This is a genomic window from Plesiomonas sp. (genome assembly GCF_051650925.1).
Lineage (GTDB): Bacteria > Pseudomonadota > Gammaproteobacteria > Enterobacterales > CAMTGL01 > Plesiomonas.
In genome coordinates this window covers 1-14025 of sequence record NZ_JBOFRH010000175.1, presented here as the reverse complement: position 1 = coordinate 14025, position 14025 = coordinate 1, and the positions used below count along the sequence as shown (strand labels likewise).

Sequence of the window (14025 nt, the reverse complement as noted above, 5' to 3'; positions counted from 1 at the left end):
GCCGCGGCACAGTCAGCCGGAGCATCTTGCAGTTGATACCCCCACACACGGTAGAGCGCTTCCATTGCGCTTTCAGGCTCACGCGCCAGCATCATCGTCTGCTTTAACGGCTCAGCCAACAGCGGTAAAGCCGTTTTTTTGGGGGATACAGCCGTCACAGAGGCTTCCTCAGCCACTTTAGTCAACGGCTCGCTGGTTGACTCAGCCGCTGCCACATTCGCCGCCAAACCAGATGCGCTTTGCGTAGCAGATTTTGCTGGAGTGGCCACAGATATTGGCCCTGTTAACCAAGCTGGCTGCCACAAAAAGAGCACGCCTAAATACAGCCCATAGGTGAGCAGAGAGCCCAAACCACACCCCAGCAACGGCCAGCGCCATATTGCCCAGCGTGCCGCAACGGTTTTACTGGCTGGAAAATTGCTTGGCTGTACACCCCGAATTTCGCGATCGGCATTAAGCACATCACGCATCTGCACCTGTGCAGTACCCTGTGCATATGCCAGCATCAGACAACGGTCGGCCAGCAAATTAACAACCCGTGGCACTCCGCCACTGGCTTTATGCAGTGCCCGCAACGCCGCAGGGCTAAACAACGAACGCTCACAACCGGCAGTTTTTAGGCGAAAGGCCACATAGTCAGTCAACTCAGACAAACTCAGCGGCAACAGATGATAACGGGCAGTGATCCGCTGTAGTAATTGGCGTAACGCGGGTTGTTGCAAACGCTGCAACAGCTCCGGCTGACCAATCAAAATTACCTGTAATAACTTGGTTTGATGCGTCTCAAGGTTGGTCAGCAGACGCAGTTGTTCAAGCACCGGTGGCTGTAAATGCTGGGCTTCATCAATCAATAAAATGGTTTTTCGCCCCTGCGCATGATTGTGTAGCAGATGCTGATGCAGGGTATCCGAAAGCTGTTTTAAACTGGCCTGTGGCCCACCTTGTGGCGCTGCAGTATTCAGCCCAAGCTCATCACAAATAACGGCTAACAACTCTCGAGCATCCAACATCGGGTTGAGGATCGTCGCCAGTTGAAACTGACTATCTACTTTTTCGAGCATGGCGCGTGAAACGGTCGTTTTCCCCGTTCCAACTTCACCGGTCAGCAGCACGAAGCCGCCGCCATCACGCAGACCATAAAACAAATGCACCAGTGCCTCACGGTGTCTGTCACTTAAAAACAGAAAACGCGGATCAGGTACAATTGAAAATGGTGTAGCCGTTAACCCGAAAAAAGCTTGATACATTGATTCTCCAATCACAGTGGGCAGGCACATATTAGCCCGCAGAGAAAGCCAGTTTGCATTACCTTTGTACGAAAGTCACACACCATTGAACTGTCATATTTAACGGCAGGCCCTACCCCAGATGTTACCGCTAAATAGCCGTTTTAGCCGATATCCTTACCAAATAATGCCGTTATGTTCTGTTTACTGTATCAGTACTACCGATTCTGTTTGCAGCCTGATCAGCTATACTGGCAAAAATAGTCAAAAAAGAAGGATACAGGGTGCAAGTCTATCTGGTCGGTGGTGCAGTACGTGATCAATTACTCGGTTTACCTATCCACGAGCGGGATTGGGTGGTAGTCGGCTCAACGCCGGAAGATATGCTGGCCAAGGGCTATCAGCAGGTCGGCAAAGACTTTCCGGTCTTTTTACATCCGCAAAGCCGCGAAGAGTACGCATTGGCACGTACCGAACGCAAGCAGGGACTCGGCTATACCGGTTTTGTCTGCCATGCCGCCCCTGATGTGACGCTAGAGCAAGATTTGATCCGGCGAGACCTCACTATCAACGCCATTGCACAGCACAGTGATGGTACGCTGATTGACCCCTATAACGGCCAGCGCGATCTCGCACAGCGCCTGTTACGCCATATTTCACCAGCATTCAGCGAAGATCCGCTACGGGTGTTGCGTATTGCTCGCTTTGCCGCACGCTTTGCCGATTTTGGCTTTCAAATCGCCCCCGAAACACAACAGTTAATGCGTACTATGGTGGCTGCGGGTGAGTTAAATCATCTGACACCAGAGCGTGTCTGGAAAGAGACCGAAAAAGCCCTGAACAGCCCCGCCCCACAGGTCTATTTTCAGACCCTGCGGGATTGCGGCGCGCTCGCCTGCCTGTTCCCCGAATTTGATGCCTTGTTTGGCGTTCCCGCCCCCGAAAAATGGCATCCTGAAATCGACAGTGGCGTGCACGTCATGCTGACGCTGCAGCAAGCGGCCCGTTTAAGCCCGAGTCTGGATGTCCGTTTTGCTGCCCTGTGTCATGACTTTGGCAAAGCGTTGACTCCGCCACACTGCTGGCCAAGCCATCACGGGCATGGCGAAAAAGGCGTACCGGTCATTCGAGCATTTTGCACGCGGTTGAAAATCCCCAATCATCTGCGTGATATCGCCATACTGGTGGCACAGGTACACGGCCTGATCCACACCGCCTTTGAGTTGCGCCCTGAAACCCTGCTAAATATGCTCGATAAACTCGATATTTGGCGTAAACCTGAACGTCTTGAATTTGCATTGTTGGCAACCGAAGCCGACTTTTGTGGCCGGACTGGTTTTGCCGAAAAACCCTATCCGCAAGCAGATTATGTCCGCGCCGCTTATCAGGCTGCCGCCACCATTGCAGTACAGCCGATCATTGCGCAAGGCTTTAGCGGCGCAGCAATCAAAGAGCAATTACACCAGCAACGTATTACTGCCATTGCCGATTTTAAACGCCAGTATCAGGCCGTGCAGTAAACTGCAGATTTCGGCACTTATCGCCGTCTTACACGCAATCCAATCGCGTTCAAAGACAAAAACAGCGGGTATCAAACCCGCTGTTTTTATCTCTCTTTTTTGGGATCATAAAAACAGATCACAAAATTAGAGTGTTAGGGATAACATCAAAATCCAACGTTAGCCGATAACAACCCAATAGACCATTGCAGCCAAAATAAAGCGGTAAATAGCAAAAGGCACAAACGAGATCCGCTTAATCGCCGCAAGGAAGGTTTTAATGGCAATCATCGCCACCACAAATGCGGTAATAAAACCCACCGCAAACATTGGCAGATCAGACAAGCTCAAAATACTCCAGCTTTTCAGCAGATCCAGACCACTAGCTCCCAGCATCATAGGTACAGCCAGAATAAACGAATACTCTGCCGCAGCCTGACGGCCAACACCCAGCAATAAACCACCGGAGATGGTTGAACCTGAACGCGAAAAGCCCGGCCACAGTGCTAAACACTGAAATAAACCGATACCAAATGCCTGCTTATAGGTGATCTGATCCAGATCATGCGCAGTGGTTTTTGGCTTGAAAAATTCCGCCACCAGCAATAACACACCACCGACAACGAGCGCGTACATCACCGTCTGTGGGCCAAACAGGTTAGCTTTAATCCAGTCATGAACCAGCAAACCAATCACTACCGCAGGCAACATCCCCAAAATAATATGGATTAGCGTTAAATGCCCGCCAGCCTGCTGTGCTGGTTTCTCACCAAAATGAATACCAATCAGGCCAAACATCCGCCGCCAAAACACCACCACCACAGCCAGAATTGAACCTAGCTGAATAATAATCTCAAAAGTGGCCGCTTTTGCCCCTTCAAACCCCAGTAAATGCCCGACTAAAATCAGATGTCCGGTGGAAGAAACCGGCAAAAACTCGGTTAACCCCTCAACCACACCGAGGATGAAAGCAATCAACAACTCATTCATGAACAACGCCTACCTGCGAAAGAAAAAATAACAATCAAAAACACGCACATCACCACACAAAGGGGATCTGCCATAACACCTGATCTGACACGCCAAACTGCTGCCATAAAGTGGCAAACGGCAACTGACGCTCAGGGTGCAACATCTGCGGCGCTAAATCAGCCAGTGGCTGCAACACAAACGCACAGTGCAAAATATCCGTGCGCGGCAGTACCGGCTTATCTTGGCGACACAGGCTACCGTATAGCAGTAAATCCAGATCCAGCGTACAGACATCATTCCGAGCACGACGACCCCAGCGATCTTCTATCGCTTGCAATGTCTGATTTACAGCAACAACATCCTGTTCTGTCTGACACTTGGCCACCAGATTATAGTAATTATCACTGTGAATACCCACCGCTTTGGCTTCATAAACCGGTGAAAGTTCAACCTGCGTGAAAGCCTGCTGTAATGCCCTGACCGCTGCCCGTAAATGCATCTCACGATCAGTATTGCTGCCAATACCGATAAACAGCGTTACCATTACGCACGCACTCCGCGCTCAATCGTCACCCCAACACTCAACGCGTTGACAACCGCTCCCGGTTTTCGCACCTGCAAACGCAACCAGCGCACACCAAACTGCGTCAAAATCAGCGCGGCCACATCTTCTGCTACCCGCTCAACCAGTGCAAATGTTCCCTGCTGTACAAAGCACGTTACCGCATCGCTCACGGCAGCATAATCCAAACACAAACGTACATCATCTTGCTCGGCCGCAGCTTGGTTATCCCACGCCATTTCAATATCAAATACCAACTTTTGCTTGATGGTTTGTTCCCAGTCATAAGCACCAATGGTGGTAATCACACTCAGTTGTTCGATAAACACGATATCCATCACGTTGTTATCCATAAAAAGGGTTGTCGTCAAAAATAAAGAGAGGTCGGATACCCCAACAGACTCATTTTGCGTATTATCAAGGCAATCTCTGGAATCCGGTAGTGATCGGATCATATTTCCTCGACACAGGAATTTCACCATGAGTGCACTCGCGTTCGCGATGATCGCCTTGGCGTATCTGCTCGGCTCGATCTCCAGCGCCGTACTGATTTGTCGTCTCTCTGGCCTGCCCGACCCACGGGAGAGCGGCTCAGGCAACCCCGGCACCACCAATGTGCTACGCATTGGCGGACGCATTGCCGCGGTCGGTGTTTTGATTGCCGATGTCCTCAAAGGCGGGCTGCCGGTTTGGGCCGCTTACAAGCTGGAACTACCGCCCCCGATTTTAGGCTTCATTGCCATTGCTGCCTGTCTTGGGCACATCTACCCAATATTCTTCCACTTTCGTGGCGGCAAAGGGGTTGCGACTGCATTCGGAGCCATTGCCCCTATCAGTTGGGATATTACCGGATTACTCAGCCTGACATGGCTGCTCACCGCCCTGATCACCGGCTATTCATCACTAGCCGCTATTCTTACCGCACTACTTGCTCCGCTGTATGTCTGGTGGTTTCGCCCCGAGTTCACCCTACCCGTGGCCATGTTGTCGTGCCTGATTTTATTGCGGCATCACGATAACCTACAACGTTTATGGCGCGGACAAGAGCCCCGTTTTTGGCGAAAATTCACCTCACATACTGATGATGAATAACCCAAAAACAGACGCATAAAAAACGGTGAGTCAGGGTTATCTACCCAGCTCACCGTCAAAATACAGCGCAACACTCATCATTGCCAAAACACCAACCGTTAAAATGTCAGCGGTTTTAGCTCTTCCATCGGCCAGCGCGGTCGCGCAGAGACAGATAAATCCTGATACTCTTTATTTTTCAGCCGCATCATACCGGCATAGGCGATCATCGCCCCGTTATCGGTGCAAAATGCGGTACGCGGATAAAACACCTCACCGTTGAGTTGGGTCATCAGTTCACCTAACTGAGTACGCAAAGAGGTATTCGCACTCACACCACCGGCAATCACCAACCGTTTAAATCCGGTCTCTTTTAGTGCACGGCGGCACTTAATTGCCAACGTATCCACCACAGCCTGTTGAAAGGCATGCGCAATATCCGCACGGGTTTGCGGATCATTCCCTTCACGGGCAATCGTGTTGGCAGCAAACGTTTTTAAACCGGAAAAACTAAAATCCAGCCCCGGACGATCGGTCATCGGGCGCGGGAAAATAAAACGCTTTGGCGTACCCTGCTCAGCCAGTTTTGCCAATAACGGGCCACCGGGGTAATCAAGCCCCATCAGTTTAGCCGTTTTATCAAACGCCTCACCCGCCGCATCATCAATCGATTCGCCCATCAACGTATACTCGCCAATGCCATCAACACGAATCAACTGGGTGTGTCCACCCGAGACCAACAGCGCGATAAACGGAAATGCCGGTGGGTTATCTTCCAGCATCGGAGCCAGTAAATGCCCTTCCATGTGATGCACAGCCACCGCCGGAACATCCCACGCCATAGCCAAAGAACGGCCAACGGTTGCACCGACTAACAGTGCGCCCACCAACCCTGGGCCTGCGGTATAGGCCACACCATCAATATCTTTTGCCGTTAATCCAGCCTCTTTGAGTGCAGCCTGAATCAAAGGTACCGTTTTTCTTACATGATCACGTGATGCCAACTCTGGCACAACACCACCATAGTCAGCATGTAATTTTATCTGGCTATACAATTGGTTAGCCAACAGGCCGGCCTTATCATCATAAATTGCAACACCGGTTTCATCACAGGAAGTTTCAATTCCTAGAATACGCATAAGTGGCCTCAAGCTGACGTGGAAAGCCTATTATGTTATCCTGCGCATTAAAATCACGCCAGTAGATCGCGGTAGCGCTTTACAATAGCTATGCGTTCGGATTAAAATTCCGCACCATTTTTAGTCAAGCTGGCGATTTGATAGTCAGCGGGTACAACCCGATTTCCATTGAGGTGAGAGGCACATGCCAGTAATTAAAGTACGTGAAAACGAGCCATTCGACGTAGCTCTTCGTCGTTTCAAGCGTTCATGCGAAAAGGCAGGTATCCTGTCTGAAGTTCGCCGTCGTGAATTCTACGAAAAACCAACTACCGAGCGTAAGCGCGCTAAAGCATCTGCTGTTAAGCGTCACGCGAAGAAGCTGGCTCGTGAAAACGCACGCCGCACTCGTCTGTACTAATGCACTTGCGCACTCAACTATTTTTTTAGCTTCCGCTACTCTTTTAGTTTAGTACGCTCAGCCTTCGGGCTTGTCTGTTCCTTAAGCAAAGTAGCGATTCATCGCAGTTTACTGCGATTTATCATTACCGTGCATCACAGGAAAGACGATTTATCCTGTATTAGCAGAATAAAAAAGGGATTTATCCCTTTTTTATTTGCCACGAAAGCCTCGGCCTACGTAATACCAGTACAGGATAAGCCAACAGACTTCTGTTGCAGCACAGGCCGTGCATTCCGTCAGGAACGCGCGGCTTTCGCTCGTTTGTGAACTTGCTTCGTCTGACTAACCAATTAACGAGGTGTCATGGCAGGTCAAATCCCCCGCGCATTCATTGATGACCTTCTTGCTCGGACCGACATCGTCGATCTGGTTGATGCTCGCGTCAAACTCAAGAAGCAGGGTAAGAACTACCACGCCTGTTGCCCGTTCCATAACGAAAAAAGCCCCTCTTTTACCGTCAGCGCTGAAAAACAGTTTTATCACTGTTTTGGCTGCGGTGCGCACGGTAACGCCATCGGTTTTTTAATGGACTTTGATCGCCTTGAGTTTGTCGAAGCGATTGAAGAGCTAGCATCACAGCATGGCCTAGATATTCCGCGCGAAATGGGCAGCAGCCAGCCGACGCAAGATCGTAAAGAAAAACGCAATCTGTATGAGTTAATGGGGGCAATAGCCACCTATTATCGGGAACAGCAGGCCCAACCACATGCTACACTGGTACAGCAGTATCTGGTTCAACGTGGTCTGTCGGCAGAGATTATCCACAAATTTGGCATCGGCTTTGCGCCAGATGGCTGGGATAATGTACTCCGCAAATTTGGCGGTTCAGCAGAGCATCAGCAGGCACTTTCTGATGCCGGCATGCTGGTGCATAACGATAATGGCCGGGTCTATGATCGCTTTCGCGAACGCCTGATGTTCCCAATCCGCGATCGCCGCGGACGGGTTGTCGGGTTTGGTGGGCGAATTTTAGGCACGGGTACCCCTAAATACCTGAACTCACCGGAAACGGCTATTTTTCATAAAGGCCGTGAACTGTACGGCTTATACGAAGCGCAGCAGGCCCATCCGAAACTTGAGCACTTATTGGTGGTCGAAGGGTATATGGATGTGGTGGCGCTCGCTCAGTTTAATGTTGATTACGCCGTTGCATCACTGGGCACATCAACCACTGCCGAGCACGTCCAATTGCTATTTCGCAGTACCGATACGGTCATCTGCTGCTATGATGGTGATAATGCCGGTCGCGATGCAGCATGGCGTACACTGGAAACTGCCCTGCCCTATCTCAATGATGGGAAGCAGGTAAAATTTATGTTTCTGCCAGATGGCGAAGATCCTGATACACTGGTTAGAAAGGAAGGTCAGGCCGCTTTTGAAGCACGTGTACAACAGGCAACGCCATTATCTGCTTTTTTGTTTGAGAGTTTGCTACAACAAGTAGACCTGAGCAGCCAAGACGGGCGTGCTAAACTCAGTACACTGGCCATTCCGCTGATAGACAAAGTGCCGGGCAATACACTGCGGCTCTATCTGCGTAATGCATTAGGGCAAAAGCTGGGTATTCTTGATGAAAGCCAGCTAGAGCGGTTACTACCCAAGCTGCACAGTGAAAATAGCGCCCGAGCACCGCAGATTAAACGCACCCCAATGCGCATTTTAATCGGCTTACTGATCCAAAACCCTCAACTTGCTGGATGCGTCCCCTCTTTAGGCGGATTAGCACAGCTTGATATTCCCGGACTCCCGCTGTTTATTCAGTTGATTACGGCCTGTCAGGCTCAACCGGGGATCACCACCGGCCAGTTATTAGAACACTGGCGGGGAACAAAAGAGGGGCAACAACTTGAAATGCTGGCCATGTGGCACCATATGATCAGTGACGAGAACATTGATGATGAGTTTATGAATACGCTTGATCACCTATATATTCAGGGGGTAGAACAGCGTATGAATCAACTGATCGCGAAAGACCGCACACACGGCTTAAGTGCCGAAGAACGCAGGGAACTTGCCCTGCTGATTACTACAGCCAAACCGGGCAATGGCTAGTAGAAAAAATGCCCAAATGCTATAATCGATGGTTTACACTATTTAATACAGTGCGTTACGCCATCGTAATTCGCGGTTTATACCGCCGTGTACTAGTTTCTTCTTTCAGACCTTGAAGTGTGGATATCGTCTTATGGAGCAAAACCCGCAGTCACAGCTTAAGCTTCTTGTTACCAAGGGTAAAGAGCAAGGCTACCTGACCTATGCTGAGGTCAATGACCATCTGCCGGAAGATATCGTCGACTCCGATCAAATCGAAGACATTATCCAGATGATCAACGATATGGGTATTCAGGTGCTGGAAGAAGCCCCTGATGCCGATGATCTGATGCTGGCAGAGAGCCTCGCTGATGATGATGCAGCGGAAGCCGCTGCGCAGGTATTGTCGAGTGTAGAATCTGAGATTGGTCGTACGACTGACCCTGTGCGCATGTATATGCGCGAAATGGGCACCGTTGAACTGCTTACCCGTGAGGGTGAGATTGGTATCGCTAAACGCATCGAAGACGGTATCAACCAAGTACAATGTTCAGTTGCCGAATATCCGGAAGCAATCACTTATCTTTTAGAACAATATGACCGTGTTGAGGCTGGCACGTCACGTCTTTCTGATCTGATTACGGGCTTTGTTGACCCGAATGCAGAAGAGGACATGGCTCCAACAGCAACACATGTAGGATCAGAGCTCACTGAAGAGCAGTTAGCCGACGAAGACGTTGACGATGATGACGAAGAGAGCGAAAGCGATGACTCTTCTGAAGACGATGGCTCAATTGATCCTGAACTGGCGCGTGAAAAGTTCACCGAACTGCGCGATCAGTATGAAGTTACCCGCCAAGCTATCAAGCTCAATGGCCGTAACCATGCTGCAACCAATGAAGAGATTCAGAAGCTTTCTGAAGTATTCAAACAGTTCCGTTTAGTACCAAAGCAGTTTGATTATCTGGTTGGCTCAATGCGTTCAATGATGGAGCGCGTTCGTACTCAAGAACGCATCATCATGAAGCTGTGTGTTGAACAGTGCAAAATGCCGAAAAAGAACTTTGTTACCCTGTTTGCAGGCAACGAGACTAACCCTAGCTGGTTTGAAAAAGCACTGGCTGCGGGTAAACCTTGGTCTATGCGCCTGACTGAAGTGGGTGATGAAGTGCAGCGCTGTCTGCAAAAAATGCGTCAGATCGAAGAAGAAACCGGTCTGACCATTGAGCAGGTAAAAGACATCAACCGTCGTATGTCTATCGGTGAAGCGAAAGCCCGCCGTGCGAAAAAAGAGATGGTTGAAGCAAACTTACGTTTGGTAATTTCGATTGCGAAAAAATACACCAACCGTGGTTTGCAGTTCTTGGATCTGATTCAAGAAGGTAACATCGGCTTGATGAAAGCGGTGGATAAGTTTGAATATCGCCGTGGTTATAAGTTCTCAACCTATGCAACATGGTGGATCCGTCAGGCGATTACGCGCTCGATTGCTGATCAGGCACGTACCATCCGTATTCCTGTGCATATGATTGAAACCATCAACAAGCTAAACCGTATCTCGCGCCAAATGCTGCAAGAGATGGGTCGTGAGCCTAGCCCAGAAGAGCTGGCCGAGCGCATGATGATGCCGGAAGATAAGATCCGTAAAGTGCTGAAAATCGCCAAAGAGCCAATCTCAATGGAAACACCTATCGGTGATGACGAAGATTCGCATTTGGGTGATTTTATTGAAGATACCACGCTTGAGCTGCCGCTTGACTCTGCAACCTCAGAGAGCCTGCGTAACGCTACCCGTGATGTCTTAGAAGGCCTGACTGCACGTGAAGCCAAAGTGCTGCGCATGCGTTTTGGTATCGATATGAACACTGACCACACGCTCGAAGAGGTCGGTAAGCAGTTTGACGTTACTCGTGAGCGTATTCGTCAGATCGAAGCTAAAGCACTGCGTAAACTGCGTCATCCAAGCCGCTCAGAAGTTCTGCGCAGCTTCCTTGACGAGTAAATCGACACGGTTGATTATCTCGGTGGTTATCGGTGTTCACATCATGAGTGATCATCGATAGCCATTAATAATCAAAGGTGGGGTATAAATAATACCGCCATCACAGTCAAAAAAAGCCCGTCATCTGACGGGCTTTTTTATTAGCATGCTGTTTCAAGCAGATTATTTCAGAGTGACACGCGCAAACTTACGCTTACCAACCTGATACACTGCGGTATTACCGGCGCTCAGGGTCAGTTTGGCATCATCGACCTTCTCACCATCAATCTTCACGCCGCCCTGCTTAATCATCCGCAGTGCTTCTGACGTTGATGCCACCAATTCAGCCTCTTTGAGCAAATTGGCAATCGCAATACCTTCACTACCGGCTTCCAGCGTCAATTCCGGCATATCTTCCGGCATTGCACCTTTTTGGAAACGGTTGATAAACTCTTGCTCTGCAGCATCGGCATCAGCTTGTGAATGGAAGCGGGCAATAATCTCTTTTGCCAGCCACACTTTCACATCACGCGGGTTCAGCGTACCGGCCGCTACGCGCGCTTTGAAATCCTCGATTTCAGCCAGTGGGCGGAAAGAGAGCAGCACGTACCAATCCCACATCAGCTCATCAGAAATCGACATCACTTTACCGAACATCTCTGACGGTGCTTCGCTGATCCCGATATAGTTATGGGCCGATTTTGACATTTTCTTCTCGCCATCTAACCCAACCAGCAATGGCATGGTGATGACGATTTGTGGCTTCTGGCCATAATCTTTTTGCAGTTCACGCCCCATCAGCAGATTGAAGCGCTGATCGGTACCCCCGAGCTCAACGTCAGCTTCAAGTGCCACAGAGTCATAGCCCTGTAACAGCGGGTACATAAATTCGTGAATAGCAATTGACTGGTTATCACGGAAACGGGTTTTAAAATCATCACGTTCGAGCATACGCGCTACGGTCTGGCGAGCAGCAAGGCGGATCATCCCTTCGGCACCCATTTCGCCCAACCAGCTAGAGTTAAACTCAATGCGGGTTTTAGCCGGATCAAGAACTTTAAATACCTGCTCTTTATAGGTCTCCGCATTCGCCAGCACCTGATCTTTGGTCAGCGGCGGGCGAGTGGTATTTTTACCCGAAGGATCACCAACCATGCCGGTGAAATCACCAATCAGGAAAATAACCTCATGGCCCAGCTCTTGGAACTGACGCAGCTTGGTCAGAATTACGGTATGACCAAGGTGAATATCCGGAGCTGTCGGATCAGCGCCCAGCTTCACCCGCAGTGGTCGCCCTTCTTTCAGCTTGGCGATGAGTTCATCTTCCGGCAGTAAGTCATCCACACCGCGCTTAATTACCGCCAGTGCTTCTTCAATACGCACCATTCGGGTCTCCTAGATACGTAAAAACAGTCATTGTGAATGTTCCATACTACTGGATTCAGCAAGCAAGGCAAACCGGAACACAGGGGAATCGGCAGGATTATTCGGCCTGTAGAGCACAAATTTTCACAGAAAAGAGATTTACTCTGTTTTAGGGATACACAGACAAAAAAATACCCCGCAATAATAACGAGGTATTCTCTTTCTGGCCGGTACAAAACACCCGTATTCTGGCTCTATCCAGTTTAAATACTGAACGATGAACCACAACCGCAGGTACTTTTTGCATTCGGGTTTTGCACCACGAAGCGTGAACCTTCCAGACCATCAATATAATCGACTTCGCCGTCAATCAAATATTGTAGGCTCATCGGGTCAACCACCAGTGCAACACCGCTATTCTCAATCAGCATGTCACCGTCGTTAACTGCTTCATCAAACGTAAAACCATACTGGAAACCACTGCAACCACCACCGGTGATATAAACGCGTAATTTCAGGTTTGGGTTGTTCTCTTCCGCAATCAGCGTTTTCACTTTATTTGCCGCCGCATCAGTAAACTGCAGGGGAAAGGCTGGTACGTCACTCATTATTCTGTCTCCACAATCAGAAGCGGGCCGATTATCTAATACCTGACCAACGCGTTCAAGTATTGAGCATAATTATTGTGTGTGATTATCTCGCTATCGGCACACATAAACTGCCGGATTTCGGGAATCATACCTTAATGCCGACCCGCAACAGACACTATTTTACGGTTTGCACCTGTGCATCAGCGTTAGTATCTTCCATAACCGGTGGTGATGTTTGTTCTTGTGCTTGCTGCAATGCCTGTTGCTGGGCCTGCTTTTGTAACGTGCGCTCAAGCAGCACGCTATACAGCGGCCTACCACCGAGTGCCTGCGCAAGCAGTGTTGCGCCCAACACCGTGATCAGCATCGGTAAAATGAGCTGATAGTTCTCTGTCATCTCAAGCACCAGTACCAACCCTGTCAGCGGCGCACGTACGGTGGCGGCAAACAGTGCACCCATGCCGGCAATAGAGAATGTCGCAATTTCAAGGTGATATTGAGGAAACAACAGACTAGCAAATGTACCAAATGCCGTACCAAATAGCGTACCAATGGCCAGACTTGGGGCAAAAATACCGCCCGGAGCACCGGAGCAGAAACACATCAGGGTGGTGATCACCCGCGCGGCAAAAATCAGCATTAATGCGGTAATGGTGAAGTTGCCTTTTGCGGCAATCATCACCAAAGACATACCGTCACCCGAGACTTCAGGCACTAACAGTGCCAGCAAACCACACGTGCCACCAATCAAAGCACCGATTAACACAAATTTACGCCGCTCCCCGCCGTGCAGTGCAGCAAATTTATCTTGTGACCAAAACACCATGCGGTTAAACAGCACGCCAAACACACCGAAAAACATGCCCAGCACTAAAAATAGCCACAGTGAGTGTAGCGGCACAAACCCAAGCGCACCTAGCGGTAACTCAGGCACTTGCCCAGTAAAAAAGCGCACCATCAGGCAGGCCATGATCACACTCAGAAAAATCCCTTTAATCGAGATCATGCTGTAGCGAAATTGTGGGCGCATCTCTTCAATGACAAACAACACGCCGGCTAATGGCGCATTAAAGGCTGCGGTTAAACCACCGGCGGCTCCGGCGGCCAGCAGAGTATTACGAATCTCCGGATTTTTCCCCATCCGGAA

At 49.8% G+C, this 14025-nt stretch carries 13 protein-coding genes; 5 read left to right on the top strand and 8 right to left on the bottom strand.

Translation table 11 applies throughout. The features are described 5' to 3' along the window. Positions 1-1247: ExeA family protein (locus ACRC27_RS04045; RefSeq protein ID WP_438639246.1), on the bottom strand; the 1247-nt coding region annotated here is incomplete at its 3' end. Between the two features lie 263 nt (positions 1248-1510). On the opposite strand from ACRC27_RS04045, the gene ACRC27_RS04040 reads away from it, so the two are divergent. After that, positions 1511-2746 (top strand): multifunctional CCA addition/repair protein, encoded by a 1236-nt coding sequence (locus tag ACRC27_RS04040; RefSeq protein ID WP_438634237.1) that lies wholly within the window; start codon positions 1511-1513, stop codon positions 2744-2746. Between the two features lie 159 nt (positions 2747-2905). Here the strand turns inward: ACRC27_RS04040 and bacA are convergent, their stop codons facing one another. The 3 genes from bacA to folB are packed head-to-tail and all read right to left on the bottom strand — an operon-like array spanning position 2906 to position 4597. After that, positions 2906-3715, bottom strand: coding sequence for an undecaprenyl-diphosphate phosphatase (bacA, locus tag ACRC27_RS04035; protein ID WP_438639245.1), 810 nt, complete (start codon positions 3713-3715; stop codon positions 2906-2908). Between the two features lie 49 nt (positions 3716-3764). Continuing rightward, complete coding sequence (gene folK, locus ACRC27_RS04030; RefSeq protein ID WP_438630548.1) at positions 3765-4241, bottom strand: 2-amino-4-hydroxy-6-hydroxymethyldihydropteridine diphosphokinase; 477 nt, start codon at positions 4239-4241, stop codon at positions 3765-3767. Further along, positions 4241-4597: a dihydroneopterin aldolase gene (folB, locus tag ACRC27_RS04025; RefSeq protein WP_438622376.1), complete on the bottom strand. Its 357-nt coding sequence runs from the start codon at positions 4595-4597 to the stop codon at positions 4241-4243. The genes folK and folB overlap by 1 nt, the downstream gene beginning before the upstream one ends. Positions 4598-4739: 142 nt before the next feature. On the opposite strand from folB, the gene plsY reads away from it, so the two are divergent. Continuing rightward, the gene (plsY, locus tag ACRC27_RS04020) at positions 4740-5351 is read left to right on the top strand and encodes a glycerol-3-phosphate 1-O-acyltransferase PlsY (protein WP_438622359.1); all 612 of its coding nucleotides are present in this window, start codon (positions 4740-4742) and stop codon (positions 5349-5351) included. Between the two features lie 98 nt (positions 5352-5449). Here the strand turns inward: plsY and tsaD are convergent, their stop codons facing one another. Further along, the gene (tsaD, locus tag ACRC27_RS04015; protein ID WP_438622358.1) at positions 5450-6469 is read right to left on the bottom strand and encodes a tRNA (adenosine(37)-N6)-threonylcarbamoyltransferase complex transferase subunit TsaD; all 1020 of its coding nucleotides are present in this window, start codon (positions 6467-6469) and stop codon (positions 5450-5452) included. A 184-nt stretch (positions 6470-6653) separates the two neighbouring features. On the opposite strand from tsaD, the gene rpsU reads away from it, so the two are divergent. The 3 genes from rpsU (at position 6654) to rpoD (ending at position 10944) form a co-directional block, all read left to right on the top strand. Continuing rightward, complete coding sequence (gene rpsU / locus ACRC27_RS04010) at positions 6654-6869, top strand: 30S ribosomal protein S21 (protein ID WP_010862554.1); 216 nt, start codon at positions 6654-6656, stop codon at positions 6867-6869. Between the two features lie 345 nt (positions 6870-7214). After that, complete coding sequence (dnaG, locus tag ACRC27_RS04005) at positions 7215-8963, top strand: DNA primase (protein WP_438622357.1); 1749 nt, start codon at positions 7215-7217, stop codon at positions 8961-8963. Between the two features lie 133 nt (positions 8964-9096). Continuing rightward, complete coding sequence (gene rpoD / locus ACRC27_RS04000; protein WP_438622356.1) at positions 9097-10944, top strand: RNA polymerase sigma factor RpoD; 1848 nt, start codon at positions 9097-9099, stop codon at positions 10942-10944. Positions 10945-11106: 162 nt separating this feature from the next. On the opposite strand, the gene tyrS is transcribed toward rpoD, so the two are convergent. The 3 genes from tyrS to clcA all read right to left on the bottom strand — a co-directional run. Next, entirely contained in the window at positions 11107-12309 is a 1203-nt protein-coding gene (tyrS, locus tag ACRC27_RS03995; RefSeq protein WP_438639244.1) for a tyrosine--tRNA ligase, read from the bottom strand. Between the two features lie 242 nt (positions 12310-12551). Beyond that, the gene (erpA, locus tag ACRC27_RS03990) at positions 12552-12896 is read right to left on the bottom strand and encodes an iron-sulfur cluster insertion protein ErpA (protein WP_438622354.1); all 345 of its coding nucleotides are present in this window, start codon (positions 12894-12896) and stop codon (positions 12552-12554) included. A gap of 157 nt (positions 12897-13053) precedes the next feature. Next, positions 13054-14025 (bottom strand): H(+)/Cl(-) exchange transporter ClcA (gene clcA / locus ACRC27_RS03985; RefSeq protein ID WP_438639243.1); only part of this gene is annotated, 972 nt, incomplete at its 5' end.

Bases quoted from the DNA above. Each gene is read 5' to 3' on its own strand.
- plsY (WP_438622359.1), top strand. From the start codon at position 4,740: ATGAGTGCACTCGCGTTCGCGATGATCGCCTTGGCGTATCTGCTCGGC.
- erpA (WP_438622354.1), bottom strand. From the start codon at position 12,896: ATGAGTGACGTACCAGCCTTTCCCCTGCAGTTTACTGATGCGGCGGCA.
- folK (WP_438630548.1), bottom strand. From the start codon at position 4,241: ATGGTAACGCTGTTTATCGGTATTGGCAGCAATACTGATCGTGAGATG.
- tsaD (WP_438622358.1), bottom strand. From the start codon at position 6,469: ATGCGTATTCTAGGAATTGAAACTTCCTGTGATGAAACCGGTGTTGCA.
- rpoD (WP_438622356.1), top strand. From the start codon at position 9,097: ATGGAGCAAAACCCGCAGTCACAGCTTAAGCTTCTTGTTACCAAGGGT.
- bacA (WP_438639245.1), bottom strand. From the start codon at position 3,715: ATGAATGAGTTGTTGATTGCTTTCATCCTCGGTGTGGTTGAGGGGTTA.
- dnaG (WP_438622357.1), top strand. From the start codon at position 7,215: ATGGCAGGTCAAATCCCCCGCGCATTCATTGATGACCTTCTTGCTCGG.
- rpsU (WP_010862554.1), top strand. From the start codon at position 6,654: ATGCCAGTAATTAAAGTACGTGAAAACGAGCCATTCGACGTAGCTCTT.
- tyrS (WP_438639244.1), bottom strand. From the start codon at position 12,309: ATGGTGCGTATTGAAGAAGCACTGGCGGTAATTAAGCGCGGTGTGGAT.
- folB (WP_438622376.1), bottom strand. From the start codon at position 4,597: ATGGATATCGTGTTTATCGAACAACTGAGTGTGATTACCACCATTGGT.